26 protein-coding genes and 2 pseudogenes are annotated in these 26,949 nt (G+C 68.1%); 16 read left to right on the plus strand and 12 right to left on the minus strand.

Features of this window, described 5'->3' with window-relative positions; translation table 11 throughout:
- Window positions 1-2 precede the first annotated feature (2 nt).
- The 14 genes and pseudogenes from L0C60_RS03730 (at window position 3) to L0C60_RS03795 (ending at window position 12,230) form a co-directional block, all read left to right on the plus strand.
- Window positions 3-1,316 carry a vWA domain-containing protein gene (locus tag L0C60_RS03730; RefSeq protein ID WP_234503481.1) on the plus strand — a complete coding sequence of 438 codons (1,314 nt, stop codon included), beginning with the start codon at window positions 3-5 and terminating at the stop codon, window positions 1,314-1,316.
- Window positions 1,317-1,323: 7 nt separating this feature from the next.
- A complete protein-coding gene (locus L0C60_RS03735; RefSeq protein ID WP_234503479.1) occupies window positions 1,324-1,749 on the plus strand; it encodes a DUF1999 family protein in 426 nt (141 codons plus the stop codon).
- Window positions 1,750-1,753: 4 nt separating this feature from the next.
- Window positions 1,754-1,963, plus strand: coding sequence for a heavy-metal-associated domain-containing protein (locus L0C60_RS03740; RefSeq protein WP_234503477.1), 210 nt, complete (start codon window positions 1,754-1,756; stop codon window positions 1,961-1,963).
- Window positions 1,964-1,975: 12 nt separating this feature from the next.
- A complete protein-coding gene (locus tag L0C60_RS03745) occupies window positions 1,976-3,133 on the plus strand; it encodes an acyl-CoA dehydrogenase family protein (RefSeq protein WP_234503476.1) in 1,158 nt (385 codons plus the stop codon).
- Entirely contained in the window at window positions 3,134-4,042 is a 909-nt protein-coding gene (holA, locus tag L0C60_RS03750; RefSeq protein ID WP_234503474.1) for a DNA polymerase III subunit delta, read from the plus strand. It begins immediately after the preceding gene.
- Window positions 4,043-4,051: 9 nt separating this feature from the next.
- Window positions 4,052-5,446 (plus strand): annotated as a pseudogene (locus tag L0C60_RS03755) (TldD/PmbA family protein).
- Window positions 5,443-6,756, plus strand: a complete 1,314-nt coding sequence (locus L0C60_RS03760; protein WP_234503470.1) for a TldD/PmbA family protein — start codon at window positions 5,443-5,445, stop codon at window positions 6,754-6,756. The pseudogene L0C60_RS03755 and the gene L0C60_RS03760 overlap by 4 nt, the downstream one beginning before the upstream one ends.
- Window positions 6,753-7,691, plus strand: coding sequence for a 2-hydroxyacid dehydrogenase (locus tag L0C60_RS03765; protein WP_234503454.1), 939 nt, complete (start codon window positions 6,753-6,755; stop codon window positions 7,689-7,691). The genes L0C60_RS03760 and L0C60_RS03765 overlap by 4 nt, the downstream gene beginning before the upstream one ends.
- Window positions 7,692-7,696: 5 nt before the next feature.
- Window positions 7,697-8,443, plus strand: a complete 747-nt coding sequence (locus L0C60_RS03770; RefSeq protein ID WP_234503453.1) for a sulfite exporter TauE/SafE family protein — start codon at window positions 7,697-7,699, stop codon at window positions 8,441-8,443.
- A gap of 64 nt (window positions 8,444-8,507) precedes the next feature.
- Entirely contained in the window at window positions 8,508-8,837 is a 330-nt protein-coding gene (locus L0C60_RS03775) for an SPW repeat protein (protein WP_234503451.1), read from the plus strand.
- Between the two features lie 195 nt (window positions 8,838-9,032).
- Window positions 9,033-9,578 carry a bifunctional pyr operon transcriptional regulator/uracil phosphoribosyltransferase PyrR gene (pyrR, locus tag L0C60_RS03780; protein WP_234503449.1) on the plus strand — a complete coding sequence of 182 codons (546 nt, stop codon included), beginning with the start codon at window positions 9,033-9,035 and terminating at the stop codon, window positions 9,576-9,578.
- Complete coding sequence (locus L0C60_RS03785) at window positions 9,575-10,483, plus strand: aspartate carbamoyltransferase catalytic subunit (protein WP_234503447.1); 909 nt, start codon at window positions 9,575-9,577, stop codon at window positions 10,481-10,483. Before pyrR ends, L0C60_RS03785 begins: the two co-directional genes overlap by 4 nt.
- Window positions 10,480-11,760, plus strand: coding sequence for a dihydroorotase (locus L0C60_RS03790; RefSeq protein ID WP_234503446.1), 1,281 nt, complete (start codon window positions 10,480-10,482; stop codon window positions 11,758-11,760). Before L0C60_RS03785 ends, L0C60_RS03790 begins: the two co-directional genes overlap by 4 nt.
- Before the next feature lie 4 nt (window positions 11,761-11,764).
- Window positions 11,765-12,230 (plus strand): annotated as a pseudogene (locus L0C60_RS03795) (Uma2 family endonuclease).
- Here the strand turns inward: L0C60_RS03795 and L0C60_RS03800 are convergent.
- Complete coding sequence (locus L0C60_RS03800; RefSeq protein ID WP_234504125.1) at window positions 12,176-13,255, minus strand: quinone-dependent dihydroorotate dehydrogenase; 1,080 nt, start codon at window positions 13,253-13,255, stop codon at window positions 12,176-12,178. The pseudogene L0C60_RS03795 and the gene L0C60_RS03800 sit on opposite strands and share 55 nt — an antisense overlap.
- Before the next feature lie 28 nt (window positions 13,256-13,283).
- Between L0C60_RS03800 and L0C60_RS03805 the strand changes: the two genes are divergently transcribed.
- A complete protein-coding gene (locus L0C60_RS03805) occupies window positions 13,284-13,805 on the plus strand; it encodes a hypothetical protein (RefSeq protein WP_234503439.1) in 522 nt (173 codons plus the stop codon).
- A gap of 59 nt (window positions 13,806-13,864) precedes the next feature.
- Complete coding sequence (lon, locus tag L0C60_RS03810) at window positions 13,865-16,252, plus strand: endopeptidase La (protein ID WP_234503437.1); 2,388 nt, start codon at window positions 13,865-13,867, stop codon at window positions 16,250-16,252.
- Here the strand turns inward: lon and L0C60_RS03815 are convergent.
- The 11 genes from L0C60_RS03815 to gap all read right to left on the minus strand — a co-directional run bounded on the left by L0C60_RS03815 (window position 16,249) and on the right by gap (window position 26,849).
- Entirely contained in the window at window positions 16,249-16,806 is a 558-nt protein-coding gene (locus L0C60_RS03815) for a molybdenum cofactor guanylyltransferase (protein ID WP_234503434.1), read from the minus strand. The two genes, lon and L0C60_RS03815, sit on opposite strands and share 4 nt — an antisense overlap.
- 28 nt (window positions 16,807-16,834) lie before the next feature.
- The gene (locus tag L0C60_RS03820; RefSeq protein ID WP_234503433.1) at window positions 16,835-17,722 is read right to left on the minus strand and encodes an FAD-dependent oxidoreductase; all 888 of its coding nucleotides are present in this window, start codon (window positions 17,720-17,722) and stop codon (window positions 16,835-16,837) included.
- Entirely contained in the window at window positions 17,719-18,051 is a 333-nt protein-coding gene (locus L0C60_RS03825; RefSeq protein WP_234503431.1) for a hypothetical protein, read from the minus strand. The genes L0C60_RS03820 and L0C60_RS03825 overlap by 4 nt, the downstream gene beginning before the upstream one ends.
- A 9-nt stretch (window positions 18,052-18,060) precedes the next feature.
- Entirely contained in the window at window positions 18,061-19,383 is a 1,323-nt protein-coding gene (miaB, locus tag L0C60_RS03830; protein ID WP_234503429.1) for a tRNA (N6-isopentenyl adenosine(37)-C2)-methylthiotransferase MiaB, read from the minus strand.
- 541 nt (window positions 19,384-19,924) lie between these two features.
- On the minus strand, window positions 19,925-20,518 hold the full coding sequence (locus L0C60_RS03835; protein WP_234503425.1) for a CBS domain-containing protein: 594 nt from the start codon (window positions 20,516-20,518) through the stop codon (window positions 19,925-19,927).
- A gap of 202 nt (window positions 20,519-20,720) precedes the next feature.
- The gene (locus L0C60_RS03840) at window positions 20,721-21,716 is read right to left on the minus strand and encodes an alpha-ketoacid dehydrogenase subunit beta (protein ID WP_234503411.1); all 996 of its coding nucleotides are present in this window, start codon (window positions 21,714-21,716) and stop codon (window positions 20,721-20,723) included.
- Complete coding sequence (gene pdhA / locus L0C60_RS03845; protein WP_234503410.1) at window positions 21,710-22,750, minus strand: pyruvate dehydrogenase (acetyl-transferring) E1 component subunit alpha; 1,041 nt, start codon at window positions 22,748-22,750, stop codon at window positions 21,710-21,712. Before pdhA ends, L0C60_RS03840 begins: the two co-directional genes overlap by 7 nt.
- Entirely contained in the window at window positions 22,740-23,864 is a 1,125-nt protein-coding gene (locus L0C60_RS03850) for a pyridoxal phosphate-dependent aminotransferase (RefSeq protein WP_234503406.1), read from the minus strand. The genes pdhA and L0C60_RS03850 overlap by 11 nt, the downstream gene beginning before the upstream one ends.
- Window positions 23,865-23,874: 10 nt before the next feature.
- Window positions 23,875-24,627 (minus strand): triose-phosphate isomerase, encoded by a 753-nt coding sequence (gene tpiA / locus L0C60_RS03855; protein WP_234503403.1) that lies wholly within the window; start codon window positions 24,625-24,627, stop codon window positions 23,875-23,877.
- A 56-nt stretch (window positions 24,628-24,683) separates the two neighbouring features.
- Window positions 24,684-25,853, minus strand: coding sequence for a phosphoglycerate kinase (locus tag L0C60_RS03860; RefSeq protein WP_234503402.1), 1,170 nt, complete (start codon window positions 25,851-25,853; stop codon window positions 24,684-24,686).
- A complete protein-coding gene (gene gap, locus L0C60_RS03865; RefSeq protein ID WP_234503401.1) occupies window positions 25,854-26,849 on the minus strand; it encodes a type I glyceraldehyde-3-phosphate dehydrogenase in 996 nt (331 codons plus the stop codon).
- Between the last annotated feature and the right edge of the window lie 100 nt (window positions 26,850-26,949).

Below are 26,949 nucleotides of genomic sequence, written 5' to 3' on the forward strand. Positions count from 1 at the left end.
AGGTGCTCTGGCTTTTGCTCCCCACCCTCCTCCTCGTCTACCTCCTCTACCGGGCCCTAAGGCCGAGGCCCAGGGCCTGGGCCGGGGTGTGGCTTTGGCGGAAGGGGAAGGGGCGCCGCTTCCGCCCCCGGCTGGACCTAAGGCTTCTTCTCCTCCTCCTCGCCGCAAGCCTCCTGGTCCTGGCCCTGGACAACCCCCCCATGGGCCCCTCTCCCCTGGTCCTCGTGGTGGACGCCTCCGCCAGCATGGGCGCCAAGGAGGGGGCCAAGACCCGGCTGGACCTGGCCAAGGAGAGGCTTCTTCCCCTCTTGGAAAGGGCCCCGGAGGCGGTCTTGGTGCGGGCGGGGGAGGCCCTCGAGGCCCACGGCCCCGCCCCCGGGGTGGCCCTCAAGGGAAGGCTTCTGGCCCTGGAGGCGGGGGACCCCAGGGCGGACCTGGAGGGGGGGATGGCCCTCGGGAGGCGGCTCCTTAAGGCCCCGGTGGTGGTGGCCACGGACGGCCCCCCGCCCAAGGGGGCCGAGGGGTACATCGGGGTGGGAAGCCCCCAGGAGAACCTGGGCCTGGTGGCGGTGGCCAGGGGGTTTTTGGCCCTGGGCAATAGCGCAAGCCGGCCCCTCACCGCCCGGGTGGAGGTGGCGGGAAGGGTCTTGGAGGTGGCGGTGCCCGCGCGGGGCTTCGCCCGGCTGGAGGGGCTTCCTTCCACCTTCTCCGCCCGGCTTCTTGGGGAGGACGCCCTGGCCCTGGACGACGGGGCGGCCTTTGGCCTAAGGCGGCTTGGGGCGGACTACCCCAGGCTTCCCGCCCTGGAGAGGCTTTTCGCCCTCCTCGGGGTGGGCCCTGGGGGGGAGGTCCGGGTGCGGCTCGGGGTGCCGGAGGGGGCGCCGGAAACCCCCACCCTCTTCCTCGCCCCCGCATCTGGCCCCCCCACCCCCGTCCTCCTCACCGCCCTCCACCCCCTCCTGGAGGGCGTGGCCCTCCTCGGGGAAAGCCTTCCCCCACCCCCAAAGCCCCAAGGCCCCTGGAAGCCCCTGGCGGAAGGAGAAGGGGGCGTGGGCCTCCTCTACGCGGCGGAAAAGGGGCTCTACCTTCCCCCCCTCGAGGCCATCCAGGATAGGCCCTTCTTCCCCCTTTTGGTCTACAACTTCCTCAAGCCCTACCGGGAGGTGCGCCAAGGCCTCCTCGCCCCGGAGGAAACCCTCCTGCCCACCCCCGAAGGGAGCTTCCTCCCCAAGACCCCGGGGGGCGGGGGGCGGTTTTTCGCCCTCCTCGCCGCCCTGGTCCTCCTCCTGGAGGCCCTCCTCTTCCCAAGGCGATAATGGGGCCATGCGCTTTCGCCCCTTTAGCGAGCTAGACCTCGAGGCCCTGAACCGGGTGGCGGGAAACCGCCCCCTAAGCCTGGGGGCCGTGCGCCACTTCGCCCGCACGGGCCACTCCTTTTTGGCGGAGGAAGGGGAAGAGCCCCTGGGCTTCGCCCTGGCCCAGGCCGTCTGGCAGGGAGAAAGGGCCACGGTCTTCGTTACCCGGATAGAAGGGAAAAGCCCAGAGGTCCTGGAAGGCCTCCTCGCCGCCATCGTGAAAAGCGCCTACGACGCCGGGGTTTACGAGGTGGCCCTCCACCTGGACCCCGAGCGGAAGGACCTGGAGGAGGCCCTGAGGGCCCAGGGCTTCGCCATCGGCCCCCTGGTCCTGGCGGTGCGGGTCCTGGGGAGCCGGGGGGCCAGGGGCGAGACCCGGGGCGTCTTAGAATAGGGGCATGAACCGCGTCCTCATCGGCATCCGGGGGGAGCCCACCCCAGAGGGGATGGAGCGGATCCTCAAGGCCCTGAAGGCCCTGGAAGGGGTGGCCCAGGCCCAGGCCACGGGCCCCGCCCAGGTCCTGGTGGAGTACGACCCCCAGTCCCTCACGGTCATGGACCTGATCCGCACCATCCGGGAAGAGGGCTTCCTGGCGGGTATGCTCTAGGGGAGGTGCCCCATGCTGGACCTTTACGCCCTGGAAGACCTCCTCACCCCCGAGGAGAAGGAGGTGCAAAAGGCCGCCCGCCGCTTCCTGGAAAAGGAGGCTTTGCCCTATATCCGGGACTGGTGGGAAGAAGGGGTCTTCCCCACCCACCTCATCCCCCGCTTCGCCGAGCTCGGCTTCCTAGGCCCCACCCTGCCCCCGGAGTACGGGGGGGCAGGGGTGTCTAGCGCCGCCTACGGCCTCATCTGCTACGAGCTGGAACGGGTGGACTCGGGGCTAAGGAGCTTCGTAAGCGTGCAGAGCTCCTTGGTCATGTACCCCATCTACGCCTTTGGGAGCGAGGCGCAAAAGCGGGAGTTCCTCCCTAGGCTCGCCCGGGGGGAGCTAGTAGGGTGCTTCGGCCTCACGGAGCCGGATGGGGGCTCGGACCCCTACGGGAACATGAAGACCAGAGCCCGCCGGGAGGGGGACACCTGGGTCCTTTCCGGCACCAAGATGTGGATCACCAACGGCAACCTGGCCCACATCGCCATCATCTGGGCCAAGGACGAGGAGGGGCGGGTTTTGGGCTTCATCGTCCCCACGGACACCCCAGGGTTCCAGGCCAGCGAGGTGAAGCACAAGATGAGCCTCCGCGCCTCGGTGACGAGCGAGCTCGTCCTGGAGGAGGTTCGGGTGCCCGAGTCCTTGCGCCTGCCCCGGGCGGAAGGGCTTAAGGCGCCCCTTTCCTGCCTCACCCAAGCCCGCTTCGGCATCGCCTGGGGGGTCTTGGGGGCTTTGGAGGCGGTGTACGCCGAAGCGGTGGCCTTCGCCAAAAGCCGCGCCACCTTCGGCACCCCCATCGCCCAGAAGCAACTGGTGCAGGCCAAGCTGGCGGACATGCTCGCCTGGCACACGGAAGGCCTTCTCCTGGCCTGGCGGCTTGCCCGGCTCAAGGACGAGGGGAAGCTCACCCCGGCCCAGGTCTCCCTAGCCAAGCGGCAAAACGTCAAAAAGGCCCTGGAGGCCGCGCGGCTCGCCCGTGACATCCTCGGGGGAAGCGGCATCACCCTGGAGTACCACGCCATCCGGCACATGCTCAACCTGGAAACCGTCTACACTTACGAGGGCACCCACGACATCCACACCCTGGTCCTGGGCCGGGAGGCCACGGGGCTTAGCGCCTTTTAAATGGTCATCGCCTTCACCGGCGACCCCTTTTTGGCCAAGGAGGCCCTCCTGGAGGAGGCCAGGCTTCGGGGCCTATCCCGCTTCACCGAGCCCACCCCCGAGGCCCTGGCCGAGGCCCTTTCCCCCGGGCTATTCGGGGGGGCGGGGGCCCTCTTGGACCTAAGGGAGGTGGGCGAGGGGGAGTGGAAGGCCCTAAAGCCCCTCCTGGAGGGGGTTCCCGAGGGGGTGCCGGTCCTCCTCCTAGACCCCAAGCCGACCCCCGCCCGGGCCGCCTTCTACCGGGGCCGGGAAAGGCGGGACTTCCCCACCCCCAAGGGCAAGGACCTGGTGCGCCACCTGGAAAACCGGGCCAAGCGGCTTGGCCTAAAGCTGCCCGCCGGGGTGGCCCAGTACCTGGCGGGCCTCGAGGCCGACCTGGAGGCCTTGGAAAGGGAGCTGGAGAAGCTCGCCCTCCTCACCCCGCCCCTCACCCTGGAAAAGGTGGAAAGGGTGGTGGCCCTAAAGCCCCCCGTCACGGGGTTTGACCTGGTGCGGGCGGTGCTGGAGGGGAACGCCAAGGAGGCCTTCCGCCGCCTGAAGGCCCTACGGGAAGAGGGGGAAGAGCCCTTGCGGGTGCTGGGGGCGCTTTCCTGGCAGTTTGCCCTCCTCGCCCGGGCGCACCTCCTCCTCAAGGAGAACCCGAGGCCCAAGGAGGAGGACCTCCACCGCCTCGAGGCCCACCCCTACGCCGCCAAGAAGGCCCTGGAGTTCGCCCGGACCCTGGAGGAAGGCCTTCTCCGCCAGGCCCTGGACACCCTGATCCAGGCGGAAAGGCGGGCCAAGGAGGGGAAGGACCCCTGGCTCGCCCTGGAGGGGGCGGTCTTCGCCCTCCTCCATAGCGCCTTGACCGGCCGGTCAGCCACGCGGTAGAGTCTTGCCATGCTCCCACCCGAACTGGTGGAAGGAGTGCTCCGGCGCGCCTTGAGGGGCGGGGCGGACTTCGCCGAGGTCTACGCCGAACGCTCCCTGAGGCGGCGCATGCGGGTGCGCTCGGGAAGCTTAGAAGAGGCCCTTTCGGGCCTGGACTACGGGGCGGGTATCCGGCTCTTCTTCGGCACCCAGGTGGTCTACGCCTACACCAACCACCTCACGAAGGAAGGCCTCCTGGAGGCCTTGGAAACCCTCCTTAGGGCCAGGGGGACCCTAGGCCAGGTGGACGAGCGGGGCCAGGGGGGCTTGGACTTCCGCAGGCGCGCCCCCCAAGGCCTCCACGCCCCCCAGGTGCCCCTCTCCGCCAAGGACAAGAGCTACCGCCTGGAACGCCTCCTGGAGGCGGAGGCGGGGGCCCGCATCGCCCCGGAGATCAAGGAGGTGGAGGCGAGCCTCCTGGAGTGGGAGCAGGAGGTCCTCATCGCCAACACCGAGGGGACCTGGGCGGAGGAAAAGCGGGTCCGAACGCGGCTTCACGTCCTCGCCGTGGCCCAGGACGGGGCCGAGGTCCAGACCGGGGTGAGCGCCCCCGGGAAGGGCGTGGGCCTGGAGCTCTTTGAGCTCTTTCCCCCCAAGGCGGTGGGGGAGAAGGCGGCCCGCCAGGCCCTCACCAACCTCCGGGCCAGGCCCGCCCCCGCGGGCACCTTCCCCGTGGTGGTGGGAAATGGCTTCGGCGGGGTCCTCTTCCACGAGGCGGTGGGCCACCTCCTGGAAACCACCAGCGTGGCCAAGAAGGCGAGCGTCCTGGCGGACCGGCTTGGGGAAGCGGTGGCGAGCCCCGCCGTCACCTACATAGACGACGGCACCCTGCCCCACGCCTGGGGCTCCAGCGAGGTGGACGACGAAGGCCGCCCCACGGAGCGCACGGTGCTCATAGAAAAGGGGGTGCTCAAGGCCTATATGGTGGACCGGCTCGGCCACCTCCTCACCGGCTACCCCATGACGGGCTCGGGCCGCCGCCAGGACTACACCTTCGCCCCCACCTCCCGCATGCGCAACACCTTCATCGCCCCCGGGGAGGCGGAGGTGGAAGACCTCTTCCAGGGGATTGCCTTCGGCCTCTACGCCAAGGAGATGGGGGGCGGCCAGGTGAAGCCGGGCTCCGGGGAGTACAACTTCGCCGTGCAGGAGGGGTACATCATCCGCAAGGGCCGCATAGAGGAGGCGGTGCGGGGAGCCATGCTGGTGGGCAAGGGGCCGGAAACCCTCTAGCGGGTGGTGGCCGTGGCCAAGGACTGGGAGAACGCCCCTGGGATGTGCGGCAGCCTTTCCGGTTTCGTCCCGGTGGAGGTGGGCCAGCCCCACGTCCTGGTCTCGGAGATGGTGGTGGGAGGACGGGCATGACCCTGGAAGAGGCGAAGCGGTACCTGCTCCGGCGGGCCAAGGAGCTCGGCCTCGAGGCGGAACTCCTTTTCCTGGAGGACAGGGAGCTTTCCCTGCGGGCCCGGGAAGGCGCCTTGGAGGAGATCAAGGAGGCGCGGCAAGGGGGCTTGGGCCTGAGGGTCCTGGCCCAAGGCCGGGTGGGGTACGCCTACACGGAGGACCTCTCCCCAAAGGCCTTGGACTGGGCCCTGGAGGAGGCCCGGGAAAACGCCCTCCTCGGGGGAAGACCCGCCCACCTGCCCCCGGGGAGGCCCCTGGGGGAGCACGACCTTTTGGGAGAGGGGCTTTCCGCCCCCTTGGAGGCCAAAAAGGAGGCCGCCTTGGCCCTGGACGCCGCCCTCCGCCAAGACCCCCGCACGAAAGCCCTCGCCTTCGCCGCCTACAGCGAGCGGGAACGCCGCCTCAGCCTGGCCAGCACCTTGGGGGCGGAAGGGGGCTACCGCACGGGCCTTGCCGCCCTCATGGCGAGCTTCGTCCTGGCCGAAGGGGATAGCCTCAAGCAGGGCTTTGACCTCGCCCCCAGCAAGGAGTTCCACGCCCTGGACCCCGGGCGCACCGCCTTGGACTTCCGGGAAAGGACCGCCCGCCTCCTCCACGCCAAACCCTTGAGGACGGGCCGCTACCGGGCTTACCTGGAGCCCAAGGCCATGGCGAGCCTCCTGGCGGTCTTGGCCCAGGCCCTTTCCGGAAAGAACGCCCTGGAAGGGAAAAGCCGCCTCTTGGGGCGCCTAGGGGAAAGGGTGGCAAGCCCCCTCGTCACCCTCCTGGACGACCCCACCCTGCCCCAGGGCCTCGCCTCCCGCCCCTTTGACGCCGAGGGCACCCCGGCCAGGCCCGTGGCCCTCATGGAGGAGGGGGTCTTCCGCACCTTCCTCCACAACACGGAAACCGCCCGGGCCCTGGGTCAGGAGAACACCGGCCACGCCCACCGGGGCTACCGCTCCGCCCTGGACGTGGCCCCGAGCAACCTCTACCTCAAGCCCCTGGGGAACCTGGCCCTCGAGGAGGGCGTCCTGGTCACGGAGTTCATGGGCCTCCACGCCGGGGCCAACCCCATCACCCTGGACTTCTCCCTCCAGGCCCTGGGGCTTTGGGTGGAGGAAGGGAAGCCCCAGTACGCCGTGGAGAACTTCGCCGTAAGCGGCAACCTCCTGGAGCTTTTGCAAGGGATAGAGGCCTTAGGGGCAGCGCTGGAGTGGCTTCCCATGGGGCCAAGCGCCTTTGGTAGCCCCCTGGTGGCCGTGGCCGAGCTCTCCTTCGCCGGGGCATGAGGGTCTTCGTCACCCGCACCCTACCGGGAAAGGCCCTGGAACGCCTTCGGGAGCGGGGCCTGAAGGTGGAGGTCCACGAGGGGCTCTTCCTCCCCCGGGAGGAACTCCTGAGAAAGGTGGAAGGCGTCCACGGCCTCATCCCCACCGTGGAGGACCGCATTGACGCCGAGGTCATGGACCGGGCGGGGAAAACCCTCAAGGTCATCGCCTGCTACAGCGTGGGGGTGGACCACGTGGACCTCGAGGCCGCCCGGCAAAGGGGCATCCGGGTCACCCACACCCCGGACGTCCTCACCGAGGCCACCGCCGACCTCACCCTCGCCCTCCTCCTCGCCGTGGCCCGGCGGGTGGTGGAGGGGGTGGACTACGCCCGGGAGGGCCGGTGGCGGGCCTGGCACCCCGAGCTCCTCCTGGGCCTGGACCTCGAGGGCCTCACCCTGGGCCTGGTGGGGATGGGCCGCATCGGCCAGGCGGTGGCCAAGAGGGCCCTGGCCTTCGGGATGCGGGTGGTCTACACGAGCCGCACCCCAAAGCCCCTCCCCCACCCCTTCCTTCCCCTGGAAGACCTCCTCGCCACCGCGGACATCGTCTCCCTCCATGCCCCCCTTACCCCGGAAACCCACCGCCTCCTCAACCGGGAAAGGCTTTTCGCCATGAAGCCCGGGAGCATCCTGATCAACACCGCCCGGGGGGGCCTGGTGGACACGGAGGCCCTGGTGGAGGCCCTAAAGGGCCACCTTTTCGGGGCGGGGCTGGACGTCACCGACCCCGAGCCCCTGCCCCCTGGCCACCCCCTCTACGCCCTCAAAAACGCCGTCATCACCCCCCACATCGGCTCGGCGGGCAGGCGCACAAGGGAGCGCATGGCCGAGGTGGCGGTGGAAAACCTGCTTTCGGTCCTGGAAGGCCGCAAGCCGCCAAACCCGGTAGTATGAGCCCCATGAGCCTCCTCATCGGTTTCCTGGGCGGGGCGTTTGGGGGCTTGGTGGGCCTTGGGGGCGGCACGGTGATGATCCCCCTCATGGTGGGCGTCCTCAGGCTTTCCCAACACAAGGCCCACGGCACGAGCCTCGTGGCCGTCTTCTTCACCGGGCTGGTGGGGGCCTTCACCTATGGCCTCCAGGGCTCCTTGGACCTCAAAGCCGCCTTTTTCCTGGCCCTCACCGCCATCCTCACCGCCCGCCTGGGGGCCCGCTACGCCCACGGCCTCCCGGAGAGGGAGCTCAAGCGGGCCTTCGGTTGGTTTTTGGTGGCCGTGAGCTTCCTCCTTCTCCTCAGGCCCTACCTGGCCCCCATGGGCCTGGTGCGGGGCGAGGTCTTGGAGGACCTCACCCTCCTCCTGGCGGGGGCCCTCACCGGCTTCCTCTCGGGAATGATGGGGGTGGGCGGGGGGACCATCATGGTGCCGGCCATGGTCCTCCTCCTGGGCATGCCCCAGCACACCGCCCAAGGGACGAGCCTCCTCGCCATGGTGCCGGCAAGCCTGGTGGGGGCCTACACCCACCTGCGCCTGGGGAACGTAGAGGAGAAGCTCGCCCTGGGCCTCGTGCCCGGGGTTTTGGTGGGGACCTTCTTTGGGGGGGAGCTCGCCCACTTCCTGCCCGAAGGGGCCTTGCGGGTGGTCTTCGCCGCCGTCCTCCTCTGGACGGGGTGGCGGTACGTTCGCCCCTCGGGGGGGCGAAAGTAACCTTTTGCACTATTCGCCACGCTCAAGCCCTTTCACAATAAGGGGTGAAAGGAGGTGGGCAACCATGACGCGCTGGCAGGACTGGGCCAATCTCGTCCTGGGCGTATGGCTCATCCTCTCGCCGTGGCTTCTCGGCTTTAGCGGTACCCCTGCGGCCATGTGGAACGCCGTCATCGTGGGGGTGGTGGTGGGGCTTATGGCCCTCATGCACCTGAGGGGCGGCCCCCTGTGGGAGGAGTGGGTTAACGTCCTCTTGGGCGTTTGGCTCATCCTCTCCCCCTGGATCCTGGGGTTTAGCGGGGAGGCCAACGCCCTGTGGAACGCCCTCATCGTGGGCGTCCTGGTGGGGGCCTTGGCCTTAAGCGTCACCCGGGAAAAGCCCAAGGCGGCTTAAGAACTACCCCCCTTCCCGCCCAGGACCTCCTGGGCGGGTTTCCCTTGCGCCCAAAAGGCCCAAGGTGTAAGGTGGGGGTGGCCTTTAAACCGGTCCAGCGAGGCCGGAAAGGGGGAAACATGAAGCGCAAAGGGCTAGCGGCAAAAGGAAAACGGCGCGGGGGGTTTCGCCCCCGCTTTTTTAGGGGGGTAGGCCGTGCGCTTTAAGGCGGAACTGATGAACGCCGAGGAGATGCGCCGGGCCCTTTACCGCATCGCCCACGAGATCGTGGAGGCCAACAAGGGCGTGGAGGGCCTGGTCCTCATCGGCATCCACACCAGGGGTATCCCCTTGGCGGAACGCATCGCCCGGTACATCCTCGGGTTTGAGGGGAAGGAGGTGCCCGTGGGCACCCTGGACATCACCCTCTACCGGGACGACCTCACGGAGATCGGGGTGAGGCCCAAGGTGCGGGAAACCCGCATCCCCTTTGACCTCACGGGCAAGGCGGTGGTCCTGGTGGACGATGTCCTCTACACGGGCCGCACCGCCCGGGCCGCCCTTGACGCCCTCATGGACCTGGGCCGTCCCAAGCGCATCTACCTGGCGGTGCTCGTGGACCGGGGCCACCGGGAGCTTCCCATCCGGGCGGACTTCGTGGGCAAAAACGTCCCCACCGCCAAAAGCGAGGTGGTGAAGGTGAAGGTCCAGGAGGTGGACGGGGAGGACCGGGTGGAGCTTTGGGAAAGGGAGGGCCTATGAGGCACCTCCTGGACTTCCAAGGCTGGACCCGGGCCCAGGTGGAAAGCCTCCTGGACACCGCCAAGGTGATGCGGGAGGTTTTGGAGAGGCCGGTGAAAAAGGTGCCCGCCCTCCAGGGCTTCACCGTGGCCACCGTCTTCTTTGAGCCCTCCACCCGGACCCGGATCTCCTTTGAGCTGGCGGCCCGGCGCATGTCGGCGGACGTGGTCTCCTTCACCGCCGCCACCAGCAGCCTGCAGAAGGGGGAGAGCTACAAGGACACCCTCCTCACCCTCGAGGCCATGGGGATAGACGCCTACGTCATCCGCGCCGACGCCGCCGGGGTACCCCACCAGGCCACCCGCTGGGTGAAGGGGGCGGTCATCAACGGGGGGGACGGGCGCCGGGCCCACCCCACCCAGGCCCTCCTGGACGCCTACACCCTCCTGGAGGCTTTGGGCACCTTGGAGGGGAAGAAGGTGGCCATCGTGGGGGACATCCTCCACTCCCGGGTCGCCCGCTCCAACGCCGAGCTCCTTTCCCTCCTGGGGGCAGAGGTGTGGTGCGCCGGGCCCCCAAGCCTCCTGCCCGAGGCCCTGCCCGGGGCGAGGCTCACCCCTAGCCTGGAGGAAGCCCTGAGGGAGGCGGACGCCGTCATGGTGCTTCGGCTCCAGAAAGAGCGCATGGAAACGGGCTTGGTTCACCTGGACGACTACATCGCCCGCTACCAGGTGACGGAAAGGAGGCTAGGCCTGGCGAAGCCCCAGGCCCCCCTCCTCCACCCGGGCCCCATGAACCGGGACGTGGAGCTGGAGGGGGCCTTGGCGGACTCGGAAAGGAGCCTGGTGAACCGGCAGGTGCAAAACGGCGTGGCGGTGCGCATGGCGGTGCTCTACCACCTCCTGGTGGGAAGGGAGGGGGCATGATCCTCATCAAGAACGTGCGGCTTGTGGACGCCCGTGGGGAGCGGGGCCCTGCGGACGTCCTCATCGGGGAAGGCCGGATCCTCTCCCTGGAGGGCGGGGAGGCCGAGCGGGTCATTGACGGGACGGGCCTCTTCCTGGCCCCCGGGTTTTTGGACCTCCACGCCCACCTTCGCGAGCCGGGGGAGGAGGTGAAGGAAGAGCTCGCCACGGGGCTCTTGGCGGCGGTCCGGGGCGGGTACACCGACGTGGTGAGCATGCCCAACACCAAGCCCCCCGTGGACGCCCCGGAGGCGGTGCGGGCCCTGAAGGAGAAGGCGGAAGCCCTGGGCCTCGCCCGGCTCCACCCCGCCGCCGCCCTCACCCTGGGGCAGGAGGGGAAGCACCTCGCCCCGGCGGGCCTCCTTAAGGCGGCGGGGGCCGCCCTCCTCACGGACGATGGCCGCACCAACGAGGACGCAGGGGTCCTGGCCCTAGGGCTCCTCCAGGCCGCTCCCTTGGGCCTTCCCGTGGCGGTGCATGCGGAGGACGCCACCTTGCGCCGGGGCGGGGTGATGAACGACGGGGCGCTTGCGGACCTTTTGGGCCTTCCCGGAAACCCCCCGGAAGCCGAGGCGGCCCGGATCGCCCGGGACCTCGAGGTCCTCCGCTACGCCCTAAGGCGAGGCCAGGCCAGGCCCCACCTCCACATCCAGCACCTCTCCACCCGGCGGGGGCTTGAGCTCGTCCGGGAGGCCAAGCGGGCCGGGCTTCCCGTGACCGCCGAGGCCACCCCCCACCACCTCACCCTCACGGAGGAGGCCCTAAAGGGCTTTGACCCCCTCTTCAAGGTGGCCCCGCCCCTCCGGACCAAGGAGGACCAGGAGGCCCTTCTGGAGGGGCTTCTGGACGGCACCCTGGACGCCATCGCCACGGACCACGCCCCCCACACCCCGGCGGAGAAGGAGATGGACCTCCTGAGGGCTCCCTTTGGCATCCCGAGCCTCGAGGTGGCCTTCCCCCTCCTCTACACCGAGCTCCACCTCAAGCGGGGCTTCCCCCTCCCCCGGCTGGTGGCCCTCTTCACGGACGGGCCAAGGAGGGTTCTGGGCCTAAAGCCCCTCCACCTGGAGGCGGGAGCGGAGGCGAGCCTTGTCCTCCTCTCCCCCAAAGAAAAGCCCGTGGACCCCAAGGCCTTCGCCTCCAAGGCCCGCTTCTCCCCTTGGGCGGGGTGGGTCCTCGGGGGGTGGCCCGTCCTCACCCTGGTGGCGGGAAGGGTGGCCCACGAGGCGCTAGAATGAAGGGGTGCTGAGGAAGCTTTTGGAGGCGGACGCCATCGGCCTCCGGCTGGAATGGGTGGGTGGGCTTCCCCTTTGGGAGGCCCAGCCCACTTACCGCCACCAAAAGGCCGTGGACCGGATCCGCCAAAGCATTCGTCCCAAGGAGGGCTCGCCCTGCCCTTGTATCCACGTGGCCGACGTCTACGTGCGCTTTCCCGATGGCTCCTACAAGCGGCCAGACATCGCCCTTTTCTGCCGGGAGCCCGAGGAGTTGGACGAGGCCATCACCCTTCTCCCCGAGGCGGTGCGCCGGGGTTACGAGGCCAAGGACCTGGAGATCGGCCCCCGCTTCTACCTTTCAATGGGTCAAGGACGTGGTGGTCTTTGACCCCTATACCCTCCTCGTCCTCCACCTGCGCCAGGACGGGGCTTTCCGCTACGTTTCCCCCGTGGAGCTGGCGTTGCGCTGCGGCTGCGTCCTCACCGTCTGAAGCTCTCCCAAAGCTTTAAGCCCTTCCGCCTCCATGAGGGAAAGGAGCCCCTTTAGAAGCCGTCTCGGGAAAAGGGGCCCACCGTACACGAAGCCCGTGTAGACCTGAAGGAGGCTTGCCCCCGCCCGAAGCCTTTCCCAGGCGTCCTCGGGGGTTTCTATCCCCCCCACGCTCACGAGGGTTAAGCCCGGGACCTGGGCCAGGTGCTTGAGCACCTCCAGGGCCCGCCCCTTAAGGGGCCTCCCCGAAAGCCCTCCCGCCTCCCGGGCAAGGGGGCTTCGGAGCCCTTCCCGGCTTAGGGTGGTGTTCACCGCCACCAATCCCTCCAAGCGGTGCTTTAGGGCCAGAGCCGCCACCTGGTCCAAGGCCGCAAAGGAAAGGTCCAGGGCCACCTTGAGGAGGAGGGGCTTGGCCGTGGCGGGGCGGAGGCGGGAGAGGAGCTCGTCCAAGAAGGGGCCCTCCTGCAGGGTGCGCAGGCCCGGGGTGTTGGGGGAACTCACGTTGAGCACGAAGTAGTCCCCGTGGGGCTCCAAGAGGCGAAGGGCCTCCAGGTAGTCCTCCGCCGCCCTTCCCAGGGGGGTTTCCCGGTTCTTCCCCAGGTTCACCCCCACCGGGAAAGGAAGCCCCCGCGCCCGGAAGGCCTCTAGCCGCTTGGCCGCCTCTAAAGCCCCCTGGTTGTTGAAGCCCATGCGGTTGATGAGGGCGTGGTCCTCGAGGAGGCGGAAAAGCCTCGGCCTTGGGTTTCCCTCCTGGGGCCTTGGGGTGAGGGTCCCCACCTCGGCGAAGCCAAAGCCCAAGGCCCACCAGGCTCCCAGGGCGCGAGCGTCCTTGTCCATGCCCGCCGCCAGGCCCAAGGGGTTCGGAAAGGTGAGGCCCAGGGCCTCCACCGTAAGCCTCGGGTCCTCCACCCGAAGAAGCCTCGCCGGCGCCTCCAAAAGGGGCCCCCTTTCCGACCACCAGGCGAGGGCCTTCAGGGCAACCTCGTGGGCCGTTTCCGGGTCCAGGGCGAAGAGGAGGCGGTGCATCCTTTCCATTCTCCGGTAGAATGGCCCCGTGCGGAAGACGCGCTTTTCCCTTCTCATCCTGGCTACCCTCCTCGCCGCCTGTAGCTACACCTTCACCGTGGACCTGGGCTCCACAAAACTCAACCTAGACGGCCTCCCTCCCACAAACCCCTTTGGGGAGCCCTACGTGGTCTACCCCACAACGCCCCTCACCCTAACCCCCCCTCCCTTGGATGCGGTGCGGGCCCTGGAGGTGAAAGGGATAGCCAGGGCTAACCTGGCCCTAAAGGCGCGTGTCCTCGTCTACGCCCGCGCCCAAGAACCCGGATCCGAATGCTACGCCACGAGCCAGTTTGTTCTTTGCCCCGCCAGCAAGGCCGGGGAGAGGGTGGGAACCCTGGACTTCGGAGGTCGGGCAGAAACCCCCTTTACCCTCGCGGGGGATACCCTGCTCCAGGGCCTACGCCATGGGCGACTCTGGTTGGGCGTGGCCGTGGAGGGCAACGTGCCGCCCGGCCTTGGTGAAATCCGTTTGGAGGAGATGAAGGCCCACGTCACCGTGGGACTCTAGGCCTCCTTTGTGCCCTCGGGCGCTAAAGCGCCCGCCCCCTGCCTTATCATGGAAGGCAGATGAAGGACGTCTTGCGCCTGGAACTTCCCGTTCTCCCCTTGAGGAACACCGTAATCCTCCCCCACACCACCACCGGGGTGGACGTGGGCCGCCCCAAGAGCAAGAAGGCGGTGGAGGAGGCCTTGGCCGCTGACCGCCTCATCTTCCTGGTGGCCCAGAAGGACCCGGAGGTGGACGACCCCACGCCCGAAGACCTCTACGGGGTGGGCACCTTGGCGGTGGTCAAGCAGGCCATGCGCCTCCCCGACGGCACCCTGCAGGTGATGGTGGAGGCCCGGAACCGGGTGCGCCTCCAAGGGTTCGTGGCCGCCCCCTACCTCAGGGCCTTGGGCGAGGTGCTCCCCGAGCCCCCCTTGGCGGACCCTGGGCTCGCCCGCGTTTTGGTGAACGAGGTCCAGGAGGCCTTTGAGCGCTACCTGCAAAACCACAAGACCCTGCGCCTGGACCGCTACCAGCAGGAGGCCATCAGGAGCACCCTGGACCCTGCTATCCTGGCGGACCTGGTAGCCCACCACGCCACCTGGTCCCTCGAGGAGAAGCAGGACCTCCTGGAAACCCCGGAGGTGGAAGAGCGCCTGAAGAAGGTCCTGGCCCTTCTCCTGCGCGACCTGGAGCGCTTTGAGCTGGACAAAAAGATCGCCGCCCGGGTCAAGGAACAGATGGACCAGAACCAGCGGGAGTACTACCTCCGGGAGCAGATGAAGGCCATCCAGAAGGAGCTCGGGGGCGGGGAGGACTTCCTAACCGAGATTGAAGAGCTCCGGGAGCGCATTGAGAAGAAGGGCATGCCTGAGCCGGTGAAGGAAAAAGCCCTCAAGGAGCTCAAGCGCCTGGAAAGGATGCAGCCTGGCTCCCCCGAGGCCACGGTAAGCCGCACCTACCTGGACTGGCTCCTGGACGTGCCCTGGACCGAAGCGGACCCCGAGGTCCTGGACATCGCCGTCACCAAGCGCGTCCTGGACGAGGACCACTACGGCCTCAAGGACGTCAAGGAGCGCATCCTGGAGTACCTGGCGGTCCGCCAGCTCACCCAGGGCAAGGAGGTGCGGGGCCACGCCCCCATCCTCTGCTTCGTGGGGCCGCCCGGGGTGGGCAAGACCTCCTTGGGCAAGAGCATCGCCCGGAGCATGAACCGCAAGTTCCACCGCATCTCCCTGGGCGGGGTGCGGGACGAGGCGGAGATCCGGGGCCACCGCCGCACCTACATCGGGGCGCTTCCCGGCAAGATCATCCAGGGGATGAAGCAGGTGGGGGTGGTGAACCCCGTCTTCCTCCTGGACGAGATTGACAAGCTCTCCTCCGACTGGCGGGGGGACCCGGCCTCGGCCCTTTTGGAGGTCTTGGACCCCGAGCAGAACCACACCTTCACCGACCACTACCTGGACGTGCCCTACGACCTCTCCAAGGTCTTCTTCATCACCACCGCCAACACCCTTGCCACCATCCCCAGGCCCCTTCTGGACCGGATGGAGGTGATTGAGATCCCCGGGTACACCCTGCCGGAAAAGCGGGCCATCGCCCGCCACTTCCGCTGGCCCTTCCAGGTGAAGGAGGCGGGGCTCGAGGGGAAGCTGGAAATCACCGATGCCGCCATTGACCGCATCGTGCAGGAGTACACCCGGGAGGCGGGGGTGCGCAACCTGGACCGGGAGCTCTCCAAGGTGGCCCGCAAAGCGGCCAAGGACTACCTGGAGGCCCCTTGGGAGGGGGTGCGGGTTGTGGAGGCGAAGGACCTCGAGGCCTACCTGGGCGTGCCCAAGTACCGCCCCGACCGGGCAGAAAAGGTCCCCCAGGTGGGGGCGGCCCAAGGCCTGGCCTGGACCCCTTACGGGGGCGCCCTCCTCACCATTGAGGCGGTGGCCGTGCCCGGCACGGGCAAGTTGAACCTCACGGGCAACCTGGGGGAGGTGATGAAGGAGTCCGCTCACGCCGCCCTTACCTACCTAAGGGCCCACCGGGAGGAGTGGGGCTTGCCTGAGGGCTTCCACAAAGACTTTGACCTCCACGTGCACGTGCCGGAAGGGGCCACGCCCAAAGACGGCCCCTCCGCCGGCATCACCATGGCCACCGCCCTGGCCAGCGCTCTCACGGGCCGCCCGGTGCGCATGGACATCGCCATGACCGGGGAGATCACCCTAAGGGGCAAGGTCCTCCCCATCGGGGGGGTCAAGGAAAAGCTCCTCGCCGCCCACCAGGCGGGCATCCATAGGGTGATCCTGCCCAAGGAAAACGAAGCCGAGCTCAAGGAGGTGCCGGAGGAAATCCTCAAGGACCTTGAGATTACCTTCGTGGAGGAGGTGGGAGAGGTCCTGAGGCTCCTCCTCCTGCCCCCTCCTCCCCCGCCCGTGGGCGCAGGGGACCGGCCGCAACCGGGCGCAGGGGCCTAGGGCAACGCCTCCTTTCGGTTGGCGTTCACAAACACCTCCCGGCCAAACCGGGCCACCACCTCTTCTGGCGCCACGAGGGTAGCCCCCAGGGCCTCCACTACCCGCCGCAGGAGGAAGTCCCCCTCCCGGATCTGCCCTTCCACCTGGGGCAGGCAGTCCTTGTGGTAAAAGGCCATGAGGGGTTCCAGGTGGCCTTCCGGGTTCACCGGCACCACCACGGGGTAGGAGGACTCTAGGGCCTTTTCATAGAGGAAGTCCCAGTAGGCTTGGGAAAGGAAGGGAAGGTCCGTGGCCGCCACCGCCACCCAAGGGTTTTGGGCGTGGACCAAGGCCGAGTGGAGCCCAGAGAGGCTATCCGCCCCTGGAAGGAGGTCCGGGTATACGGGCACGCCAAAGCCCTCGTAGGGGCGGTTCGCCACGATAAAGCGCTCCTTCGCCCCCGAAAGGCTTTCCAGAACCCAAGCCAACAGGGGCTTTCCCCGGTAGGGGAAAAGGGCCTTGTCTTCCCCAAAGCGCCTAGACCTTCCCCCGGCAAGGACCGCCCCGCTGTACACGCCCCCAGTTTACCGCCCCCCACCGCCCCTAAAGCCTTGCCGCAAGCCCCTTTGCCAGAAGGGGCGCATACAGAAAGCCCGTGGAGCCAAAGCCCGTGAGGGCATACCCTCCCTCCACGGGAAAGAGGTAAGGAAGACCCTCCCCTGGCCCAGAAAGACGGAAGCGCACCCCCCGCCAGGCGGAGGCCACCTGGGGCCGGTAGCCCACCAGGGCCTCCGCCCCTTCCAAGAGCCACGCCACCTCCCCCTCCGTGGGGGGCGGAGGGTCTGGACCTTCCCCCTCGGGCAGGTAGCTTCCCCCAAGGGCGCTTCCCGCCAGATAGACCCGGTAGCTTAGGGCCCGGGGGAAGTAGTCCAAAAGGGTGAGCACCAGGCCCGGGATGTGCCGGCCCAGGAGGCCAAGGAGGTGCGCCCCCCGCCCACCCCCGGCGTAGACCAAGATCTCACCCCGCACCTTCTCCCCGCCTTCCAAGCGTAGGTAAGGGGGCTCCCAGGCCAAAACCCGCCCCTTTAGGAGGGGCACCCCCTGGGCCAAGCGTTCCAAGAGGGGCCTGGGCTCCAGCCAAAAGGCCTCTTCCAGCACCACGCCCCCGCCCTCCCAGCGGTGCCTAAGCCCCCCAAGCCGCTCCGCCACCCTATCCCGGTCCTTCTCGGGCACGGGGCGGTAAACGCCGAGGTGAAGGGGAGCAAAGCGGCCGTAGAAGGCGAGGGCTGCTTCCAAGGCCCTCTCCCCCTCTTCCGCCAAGGTGAAGCGCCGCCCCCTTAGGGGGTTCACCAGGGCCACAGGGGGGCGGCTCGCCTCCCCTAGGGCCTCCGCCACCACCAGCACGGAACGCCCCGCCTCCCAAAGGAGGCGGGCCAGGGTAAGCCCCGCCACCCCGGCCCCCAGGACCACCAGCTCCGCTTCCCGCATCAAAAGCGGAACCCTTCCCCCTCCTTCCGGCAAAGCCCCCGGGCGGCCAGGCCCTCCAAGAGCGCCTGGGCCTCCCCTTCCCCCATGTAAGGGGAGAGGTCTTCCGGGCGCAAGAAGCCGCCCCGCCGCCAGGCCTCCTTCATGGCAAGCCGCTCTAAAGCCGCTGGGGAAGGCCCTTGGGAAAGCACCCGCCCCTGCCAGCGGGCCACGCCCAGGTAGCCCAAAAAGGCCGCCCCCAAGGCCAAGACAAGGCCAAAAGCGGAAAACCCTAAGCCCGCCCACAGGAGGAGGAAAAGGGCCAAGGCGGCGCTTAGGGGAAGGACCCGGGCCACGCCGCCTCCTTAGGCCACCGGCAGGGGAATGGGCGCGGGCTCCCTGGCCCCCACCACCTCGCCGAAGAGGAGGTGGGGCGTGGCCTGCTTGACCTCCACCTGGTAAAGGCCCGGGGTGGGAGCTTGGGCGGCGGGGATGAGGACCGGATGGTTCCCCCGGTCGTGCCCCTGGGCAAAGCCCTCCTCCTTGGCCTGGCCCCGCACCAGGACCTCCACGGTCTTCCCCACCCACTCCAGGTTGCGGCGGTAGCTCCACTCCTTCTGCTTCTCAATGAGGCGCATCAGCCTTTCCACCTTCACCTCCCGGGGCAGGTCCTGGAAGTGCTTGTAGGCGGGGGTACCGGGGCGGGGGGAGTAGATGAACATGTAGGCCTGGTCATAGCCCACCTCATCGTAGAGGGAGAGGGTTTCCTGGAAGTCTTCCTCCGTTTCCCCGGGGAAGCCCACGATGATGTCGGTGGAGAGAACTGCATCGGGCAACAGCTCCCGGATGCGCCGGATCCTTTCCAGATAGTGGGCCCGGCGGTACTCCCGGGCCATGCGCCTAAGCACCCGGTCCGAGCCTGACTGCACGGGGAGGTGGATGTAGCGGCAGATGGCGGGGGTTTCGGCGATGGCCTCGAGGATGTCGTCGGTGAAGTTCACCGGGTGGCTCGTGAGGAACCGCACCCTGGGGATGCCCATCTGCCCCACCATCCGCAAAAGCTCGGCGAAGCTCGGGTAGCCCGGCTGGTCCTTGCCGTAGGAGTTCACGTTCTGGCCGAGAAGGGTAACCTCCACCACCCCCGCCTTCTTCAGAAGCTCAATCTCCTTCAGGATGAGGTCGGGGTGGCGGGAGACCTCGGGACCCCTGGTGGTGGGGACGATACAGTAGGTGCAGTGGTGGTTGCACCCCCGGATGATGGTCACGTGGGCGGAAAGGGCCCCCTTGGGGGGTGGGGGAATGTAGTCCAGGAGGTCGTCCCGGAAGGTGAGGTCAAAGAAGCGCTCGTTTTGCTTCAGGGCCTCGGGCAAGGAGGTGAGGGCCCCCGGGCCCAAGAGGATGTCCACGCCGAACTTCTTGGCCATCTGCTGGCCCTCGTCCAGCTGGGCCAGACAGCCCATCATGCCCACGAGAAGGCCCCGCCTCTCCTTCTCCTTGCGAAGCTGGCCCAAAAGGGAGCGCACCTTCTCCACCGGCTTGCCCCGCACGGCGCAGGTGTTCACCAGGACGAAGTCCGCCTCCTCCACCGAGTCCACCAGCTCCCACCCCAGGCTCACCAACTCGCTCGCCACCAGGTGGGAATCGTACTCGTTCATCTGGCAACCGTAGGTAATGATGTGCGCGCGCATACGCCTCCTAGGGCTACCGGGGGGATCCCGGACCCTGCGCTATCTAGTGTAGCAAGCCCTTACCAAGTGCCTCCCCTTAGCCTTTCAGGCCAGTCCTCTCCAAAAGCCCGCAGCACTCCCACCACCGCCTCCCGTAACGTCTGAAACGCTCATAGCACCGCCGCGGCATCCCATGCCCCTTCACCACCGCCACACCCCCTCCACGGGATGGCGGTACGGACCGGATGCTGGCAGGCACCCCACTTCCCTTCGGCACCCAGCGCACCCTAGTAGCGGGCCCAGGGCAAAGCAACCCTCGTCTAGATAGGCCACCCTTATACCTCCACAGATTGAGACCCTTTCCCTCTTCCTCCAACACGCCTCCACCACCTCGGGGGTAGGCCTCTCCAGGAGGTCTCCCCAAAGCCGGATCTTCTCCCGCGCCTTGGCGTCTTGGGAAAGGCGCAGGAGCGCTTGGTTTTAAGGCGAGTCCTAAGGAGCGCCGAGGTTGGAATGATAGGGCATGGGGACTTAGCGCTGACCTCTAGAGGAGAACCGGGTCCTAGGGCCGAAGAAGATGCAGGCCCGAGGCGAGAAGGCGCTGCCGCAGGGGTCTTGTGTCCAAGGCTCCCACCTGCAGGAGAAGCCTGAACCCGAGCCTCCCCGCTTCCGGATAGACGTGAAGACCCACCAGGGGAGTACGGGTGGCCCGCAAAGCCTGGAGAACGGTCACAATCCCTTCCAGGTCGGGCACCAGGAGCTCTAACCGGCTTGCCGGTGCTTGCGGACGGAGGAGGGCCAGAAGACCCCGCAGGAGGTCGTAGGCGGTAACCATACCCAGAAGACGCCCCTCCTCCACCACCGGCATGCCCCCGATGCGAACGCTCTCCATGCGCAAGGCCACCTCCTCCGGGGGCTCGTCCGGATGGGCCACGGGAACGGTCTGGAGAAAGCGAGCCAACGGAGCTTTCAGGTCCGCCCGATGGTGCATGGGAGCCCAAGGAGCCAGGAGCAAGCGGAGCTGGCGCTCCCCCAAAAGCCCCAAATAGCGCTGCCCCTCCACCACGGGTAGGTAGCGCACCCCCGTCTGCGCCATCAGGCGGTGGGCCTCCTCTAGGGACATCTGGGGCCCAGCCACCACCAGCTCGGTCCGCATGAGATCCTTGAGTAGTGGAGCGCCCATGGGTCCCCAACTCATAGCTTGATGATGGGATAGCATTGACCATATGTCAAGTTAACCTATTACACTAGGCTTTTACTGCCGAGTTTTATAGCCCATCCATGGGCAGAATGTGCCTTTTCTGCACACAAGAATAGCCACGGAAGGCCATCAAGCCTTCCGTGGGGTTACGCCGGGCCTAATGGGTTATCACCCGGCGCAAAGCTGCGAGAACCCTTTTCGCGTTGGGGCGGTAGAGGTGCTCAATGGCGCTAAAGGGCGGGTAGGGGGCGTCGTACCCCGCCACCCGCACCACGGGGGCCTCCAGGTAGTCTATGGCCCCCTCGGCGATGCGGGCGGCGATCTCCGCCCCGAAGCCCCCGGTGCGCATGGCCTCGTAGACCACGATGGCCCTGCCCGTTTCCTTCACGGCGGAAAGGAGGGTGTCCTCGTCCAGGGGCACCAGGGTTTCCAGGTCCACCACCATGACCTCCACCCCTTCCCTCTTCGCCACCTCCGCCGCCTCCAGCATCACCTCCACCATACCCCCGTAGCCGATGAGGGTGGCCGCCTTTCCTTCCCTCAGGATGCGGGCCTTGCCCAGGGGAAGGGTGTAGTAGCCCTCGGGCACCTCGGCCTTCGCGCCCCGGTAGAGCTTGATGGCCTCCAGGAAAAACACGGGGTCCGGGTCCTCAATGGCGGCGAGGAGAAGCCCCTTGGCCCTTTCGGGACTCGAGGGGATGACCACCTTCACCCCCGGCGTGTGGCAAAGGATGGCCTCCGGGGAGTCGGCGTGCTGTTCGGGGGTGTGCACGCCCCCGCCATAGGGAGCCCGCACCACCACGGGCAACCCCACCCGGCCCCGGCTGCGGTGCCGCCAACGCCCCAGGTGGGAGAGGATCTGGTCCAAGGCGGGGTAAAGGAAGCCGGCGAACTGGATCTCCGCCACGGGGCGCATGCCGCCCATGGCCAGGCCGATGGCCAGGCCCAGGATGCCGCTTTCCGCCAAGGGGGTGTCAAAGACCCGGTTCTCTCCGTACTTTCCTTGCAAGCCCTCCGTGACCCGGAACACCCCCCCAAGCCGCCCCACGTCCTCCCCAAAGACCAGGACCCGCTCGTCCCGGGCGAGGGCCAGGTCCAGGGCCTCGTTGATGGCCTGGACCATGTTGAGGACGCGCGCCTTTTCCTTCACCATACCTCCTCCACGTGCAGGCCTTGGCGCAAGGCCTCCCAGGCCCGTTTTTGGTCAGGCCCCATCTCGGCATAAACGTGTTCCACGATCTCCTCGGGCCGGGGCTCGGAGACGCTATCCGCCAGGGCGAGCTCCCTCTGGAACTCCTCCTCCAACGCCTGGAAAAGCGCCTCCTCTTTCCCCTCGTCCCATAGCCCCCTTTCCTCCAAGGCCCTCCGCAGGCGCAAAACAGGGTCTTTCTGCCGCCAAGCCTCTTCCTCCTCCTTGGAGCGGTAGCGGGAGGGGTCGTCGGAGGTGGTGTGGGGGGCGAGGCGGTAGGTGAGGGCCTCGAGGAGGGTGGGCCCCTCTCCTCGCCTCGCCCTCTCCACCGCCTTCTTGGCCTCCAGGTAGACGGCGATGGCGTCGTTCCCGTCCACCACCACCCCGGGCATGCCGTAGCCTTCGGCCCTTTGGGCGATGTACTCCACCCGCATCTGCCGGCTTTTGGGGACGCTGATGGCGTAGCCGTTGTTCTGCACCAGGAAGACCACCGGGGCCTGGAAGACGGCGGCGAAGTTGAGCCCCTCGTGGAAGTCCCCCTCGCTCGTCCCCCCGTCCCCGATGCTGGTGGCCACCACCCAGCCCTCCCCCCGGTAACGGCCCGCCAGGGCGAGCCCCACCGCCTGGGGGATCTGGGTGGCGATGGGGATATAGGGGTTCACCGCCCGCACCCCCTCGGGGAAGCGCCAGCCGGCGGGGTGGGCCCGCCAGTAGAGGATGAGGGTGTGGATGGGAAGCCCCCGGGTGAGGAGCAGGGCGCTTTCCCGGTAGCTCGGCACCACCCAGTCCCCCTCCCCCAGGGCCAGGCCCACCCCCACCTGGGCCGCCTCCTGCCCCATGAAGGGGGCGTAAACCCCAAGCCGCCCCTGCCGTTGCAGGGTCAGGGCCTTCTCGTCAAAGAACCGGGCCCGCCGCATGGCCCGGTAGAGGGCGAGGGCTTCCTCGGCCCCCAAGGGGAACTCCCCCTTTTCCAGGTACTGGACCACTTTAGGCTTCACGGGGGGAGTTTACCACACGCCCAAGCCGCTCCAGCGCCAGGGCAAGCTCCTCCTCGCTCTTGCAGAAGGCGAAGCGGAAGAGGTCCTGAGGGGCATTTTCCCGGTAAAAGGCGGAAGCGGGGATGAGGGCCACCTTCGCCTCCCGCACGAGCCAAAAAGCGTCCAAGCCCGGAAGCTCGGCCATGAGGAAGTAGGTCCCCTGGGGGAGGAAAACCCTAAGCCCCAAGGACCTCAGGCCCTCCACCAAGAGGTCCCGCCGCTTCCTGTAGCTTTCCCGCAAGGCCTCGTAGTACCCTTCCCGCCGCGCCACCCTCAAGGCCTCCGCCACCCCCGCCTGCAAGGGGGTGGGGGCGGAAAAGCTCGTCCACTGGCGCATCCCCGCCAGGGTGGGCATAAACTCGGGCGGGCCCACGATCCAGCCCACCCGGTAGCCCGTGGCCTCGAGGCGCTTCCCGGCGCTCCCCACGGTGAAGGTGCGCTCGGGGGCGAAGTCCCTGAGGCGCTTAGGCCGCTCCCCGAAGTAAAGCTCATCGTAGACCTCGTCGGAGATGAGGAAGAGGCCGTGCCTCCGGGCGAGCTCGGCCACCGCCTTGAGCTCGCCCTCGCCGAAGACCAGGCCCGTGGGGTTCATGGGGGCGTTGAGGAGGAGGGCCCGGGTCCTCGGGGTAATGGCCCTTTCCAGGGCGGCGAGGTCCAAGCGGAAGCCCTCTGGGGTCAGGTCCAGGCGCACGAGCCGCGCCTCCGCCCCCGCCAGGAAGGCGTCGGGCAAGTAGACGTCAAAAAAAGGCTCTAGGACCACCACCTCCTCCCCCGGCCCCGCCAGGCTTTGGAGGAGGACGTAGAGGGCCTCCGTGGCCCCCGAGGTCACCACCACGCCCTCGGGCGCCACGCCGAACTCCTCCGCCAAGGCCTCCCGCAAAAGGGGAAGGCCCGCTGGGGGGGCGTACTGGTCGTACCGCCCCAAGGCCCGCCCCACCGCCTCCAGGAGGAAGGGGGGCGGGGGGTTGGAGGGGAAGCCCTGCCCCAGGTTCACCGCCCCGAGCTCCCTCGCCAGGGCGCTCATCTTGGGGAAAATGCTCTCCTTCGCCGCCTGGGTCCGGGGGTGGAGCCGCATAAATATGAGTTTAGCCCGCCATGCGCAGGAGGGCGAGGAAGCTCTCCAACTCCAGGCTCGCCCCGCCCACCAAACCCCCGTCCACGTTGGGCATGGAGAGGAGCTGGGCGAAGTTCGTGGGGTTCACGCTTCCCCCGTAGAGGATGCGCACCCGCCCCGCAAAGCCCTCCCCGTACCGCTCCGCCAGGGCTTGGCGGATGGCCCGGTGCATGGCCTCGGCGTCCTCCGGGGTGGCGTTCCTCCCGGTGCCGATGGCCCAGACGGGCTCGTAGGCGATGACGAGGGCGTCCGGGGAAGGGGGCTCCACCCCCTCCAGGCTTCCTTGGAGTTGGGCCAAGGTGTAGGGCACCGCCTCCCCCCTTTCCCGCACCTCCAAAGGCTCCCCCACGCAGAGGATGGGGGTGATACCTTCCTCCAGAAGCCGCTTGGCCTTCTCCGCCACCAGGCGGTCCGTCTCCCCGTGGTAGCGCCGCCTTTCCGAGTGGCCCACGATGGCGTAGCGGCACCCGAGGTCGGCGAGCATCCGGGCCGAAACCTCCCCCGTGTAGGCCCCTTCCCGGTGGGCGGAGACGTCCTGGGCCCCGTAGGCCACCTGGCTCCCCGAGAAAACCTCCTTGGCGGCGGGGAGCATGGGGTAGGCGGGAAGGAGGGCCACCTCCGATTGCAAGGGGGGAAGGAGCCTTTTGAGCTCGGCGAACCAAACCCGGGCTTCCGAAGGGACTTTATGCATCTTCCAGTTGCCCGCCACCAGTACCCGGCGCATGGGGCCATCATAACGAAAACCCCGCCCCCCTCGAGGGGGGCGGGAAGGAAGGGGGCCTACTCCAGGACCTCAATCCCGGGGAGCGTGCCCTTTTCCAAGAACTCCAGGCTGGCCCCGCCCCCGGTGGAAACGTGGCTAAAGCGCTCTTTCAGGCCCAGGCGGTTCACCGCCGCCACGGAGTCGCCCCCGCCCACCACGGTGAAGGCGCCCTCGAGGGCGGCCACGGCCCGGCCCACGCCCAAGGTCCCCTGGTCAAAGGGGGGCACCTCAAAGACCCCCATGGGCCCATTCCAGAACACTGTCTTGGCCCCCTTGAGGGCCTCGGCGAAGGCCTCCTGGGTCTTGGGGCCGATGTCCAAGCCCATGTAGGGCACGGGGATGGCGTCCGCCGGAAAGACCCGGGTTTCCACCCCCGTGGCGATCTCCGTGGCCGCCACCACGTCCTGGGGAAGGTAAACCCGGACGCCCAGGCCCTCCGCCCGCTTGAGGAGGTCGCGGGCCAGGTCCAGGCGGTCCTCCTCCACCAGGCTCTTCCCCACCTCACCCCCCAAGGCCTTGAGGAAGGTGAAGGCCATGGCACCGCCGATGAGAAGCCGGTCAATGCGGGGCAGAAGGCTCTCAATGACCCCGATCTTGTCGGAAACCTTGGCCCCGCCCAGGACCACGGCGTAGGGCCGCTCGGGCTCGTGGAGGAGGCGGGAGAGGGCCCGCACCTCCTTCTCCATGAGGAAGCCGGCGTAGGCGGGGAGAAGCCGCGCCACCCCCACCACGCTGGCGTGGGCCCGGTGGGCGCTCCCGAAGGCGTCCAGGACGAAGGCGTCGCCAAGCCGGGCGTAGCGGGCGGCGAGCTCGGGGTCATTCTTCTCCTCCCCCGGCTCAAAGCGGACGTTTTCCAAAAGCGCCACCTCCCCTGCCCCCAAGGCCCGCACCGCCTGGTAGGCCTCCTCCGAGCCCGGGCTGTGGGGCACGAAGCGGACCCCCGGGAGGTGGCGGGCCAAGGCCTCGGCCACGGGGGCGAGGGAGTACTTGGGGTCGGGCCCCTTGGGCCGGCCCAGGTGGGAGAGGAGGACCAAAGAGGCCCCCCCTTCCAGGAGGTGGCGCAGGGTGGGGAGGCTCTCTTGGATGCGGGTTTCGTCCTGGACCACCCCGTTTTGGATGGGGACGTTGTAGTCCACCCGCACCAAGACCCGCTTCCCCTTGGGGTCCAACTGGCGCAGGGTGCGCATCTAGACCCCCTTCTTCAGGACGAGCTCCACCAGGTCCGCCACCCGGTTGGCGTAGCCCCACTCGTTGTCGTACCAGGCGAAGACCTTCACCAGGTTGCCGATGGCCTTGGTGAGCTTGCCGTCCACGATGGAGGAGTGCGGGTCCATGACGATGTCCTGGAGGACGATCTCGTCCTCGGTGTAGGCGAGGATGCCCTTTAGGGGCCCCTCCGCCGCGGCCTTGAGGGCGGCGTTCACCTCCTCCGCCGTCACCTCCCGCTTGAGGAGGGCGGTGATGTCGGAGATGCTCCCCGTGGCCGTGGGCACCCTTAGGGCGGTGCCGTCAAAGCGCCCCTTGAGGGAGGGCAGGACCAAGGCGGTGGCCTTGGCCGCCCCCGTGGTGGTGGGGATGATGTTGATGGCGGCGGCCCGGGCCCGGCGCAGGTCCTTGTGGGGCAGGTCCAGAAGCCTCTGGTCGTTGGTGTAGGAGTGGACCGTGGTCATGAGGGCCTTCTCCACCCCGAAGGCCTCCTCCAGGACCTTCATCACGGGGGCCAAGGAGTTGGTGGTGCAGGAGGCGTTGGAGAGGATGTGGTGCTTGGCGGGGTCGTAGGCCTCGTGGTTCACCCCCATGACGATGGTGATGTCCTCCCCCTTGGCGGGGGCGGTGATGATGACCTTCTTGGCGCCGGCCTCGAGGTGGGCCTTTGCCTTTTCGGCGTCGGTGAAGACGCCGGTGGACTCCACCACCAGGTCCACGCCCACCGCCTTCCAGGGGATCTCCTTGGGGTCTTTGATGGCGGTGGCCCGGATGGCCTTGCCGTCCACGTAAAGGTTTTCCTCGTCGTAGCCCACCTCGCCGGGGAAGCGGTGATAGACGGAATCGTACTTCAAAAGGTGCGCCAGGGTGCGGTTGTCCGTGAGGTCGTTGATTAGGGCCACCTCCACGCCCCGGGTGTGCAGGATGCGGAAGACCTGGCGCCCGATGCGGCCGAACCCGTTAATCCCTACCTTCATGGTTCACCTCCTATATGGAAACCCTTCCACCCTCACCGCCCCACCGCGAAAGGCATGGGAGGCCAAGGGGAAGAAGGCACGGCTCCAGTATACCCCTAGA

Origin of the sequence: Thermus hydrothermalis, assembly GCF_022760925.1 — a bacterium.
Classification (GTDB): domain Bacteria; phylum Deinococcota; class Deinococci; order Deinococcales; family Thermaceae; genus Thermus; species Thermus hydrothermalis.

What these genes read in the sequence shown, in the direction of transcription:
- L0C60_RS03790 (WP_234503446.1), top strand. Translation starts at nt 10,480, where the DNA reads ATGATCCTCATCAAGAACGTGCGGCTTGTGGACGCCCGTGGGGAGCGG.
- L0C60_RS03860 (WP_234503402.1), bottom strand. Translation starts at nt 25,853, where the DNA reads ATGCGCACCCTGCGCCAGTTGGACCCCAAGGGGAAGCGGGTCTTGGTG.
- L0C60_RS03770 (WP_234503453.1), top strand. Translation starts at nt 7,697, where the DNA reads ATGAGCCTCCTCATCGGTTTCCTGGGCGGGGCGTTTGGGGGCTTGGTG.
- L0C60_RS03775 (WP_234503451.1), top strand. Translation starts at nt 8,508, where the DNA reads ATGACGCGCTGGCAGGACTGGGCCAATCTCGTCCTGGGCGTATGGCTC.
- L0C60_RS03765 (WP_234503454.1), top strand. Translation starts at nt 6,753, where the DNA reads ATGAGGGTCTTCGTCACCCGCACCCTACCGGGAAAGGCCCTGGAACGC.
- L0C60_RS03760 (WP_234503470.1), top strand. Translation starts at nt 5,443, where the DNA reads ATGACCCTGGAAGAGGCGAAGCGGTACCTGCTCCGGCGGGCCAAGGAG.
- lon (WP_234503437.1), top strand. Translation starts at nt 13,865, where the DNA reads ATGAAGGACGTCTTGCGCCTGGAACTTCCCGTTCTCCCCTTGAGGAAC.
- gap (WP_234503401.1), bottom strand. Translation starts at nt 26,849, where the DNA reads ATGAAGGTAGGGATTAACGGGTTCGGCCGCATCGGGCGCCAGGTCTTC.
- L0C60_RS03735 (WP_234503479.1), top strand. Translation starts at nt 1,324, where the DNA reads ATGCGCTTTCGCCCCTTTAGCGAGCTAGACCTCGAGGCCCTGAACCGG.
- L0C60_RS03850 (WP_234503406.1), bottom strand. Translation starts at nt 23,864, where the DNA reads ATGCGGCTCCACCCCCGGACCCAGGCGGCGAAGGAGAGCATTTTCCCC.
- tpiA (WP_234503403.1), bottom strand. Translation starts at nt 24,627, where the DNA reads ATGCGCCGGGTACTGGTGGCGGGCAACTGGAAGATGCATAAAGTCCCT.
- L0C60_RS03740 (WP_234503477.1), top strand. Translation starts at nt 1,754, where the DNA reads ATGAACCGCGTCCTCATCGGCATCCGGGGGGAGCCCACCCCAGAGGGG.
- L0C60_RS03835 (WP_234503425.1), bottom strand. Translation starts at nt 20,518, where the DNA reads ATGCGGACCGAGCTGGTGGTGGCTGGGCCCCAGATGTCCCTAGAGGAG.
- L0C60_RS03840 (WP_234503411.1), bottom strand. Translation starts at nt 21,716, where the DNA reads ATGGTGAAGGAAAAGGCGCGCGTCCTCAACATGGTCCAGGCCATCAAC.
- miaB (WP_234503429.1), bottom strand. Translation starts at nt 19,383, where the DNA reads ATGCGCGCGCACATCATTACCTACGGTTGCCAGATGAACGAGTACGAT.
- L0C60_RS03800 (WP_234504125.1), bottom strand. Translation starts at nt 13,255, where the DNA reads ATGCACCGCCTCCTCTTCGCCCTGGACCCGGAAACGGCCCACGAGGTT.
- L0C60_RS03785 (WP_234503447.1), top strand. Translation starts at nt 9,575, where the DNA reads ATGAGGCACCTCCTGGACTTCCAAGGCTGGACCCGGGCCCAGGTGGAA.
- L0C60_RS03745 (WP_234503476.1), top strand. Translation starts at nt 1,976, where the DNA reads ATGCTGGACCTTTACGCCCTGGAAGACCTCCTCACCCCCGAGGAGAAG.
- holA (WP_234503474.1), top strand. Translation starts at nt 3,134, where the DNA reads ATGGTCATCGCCTTCACCGGCGACCCCTTTTTGGCCAAGGAGGCCCTC.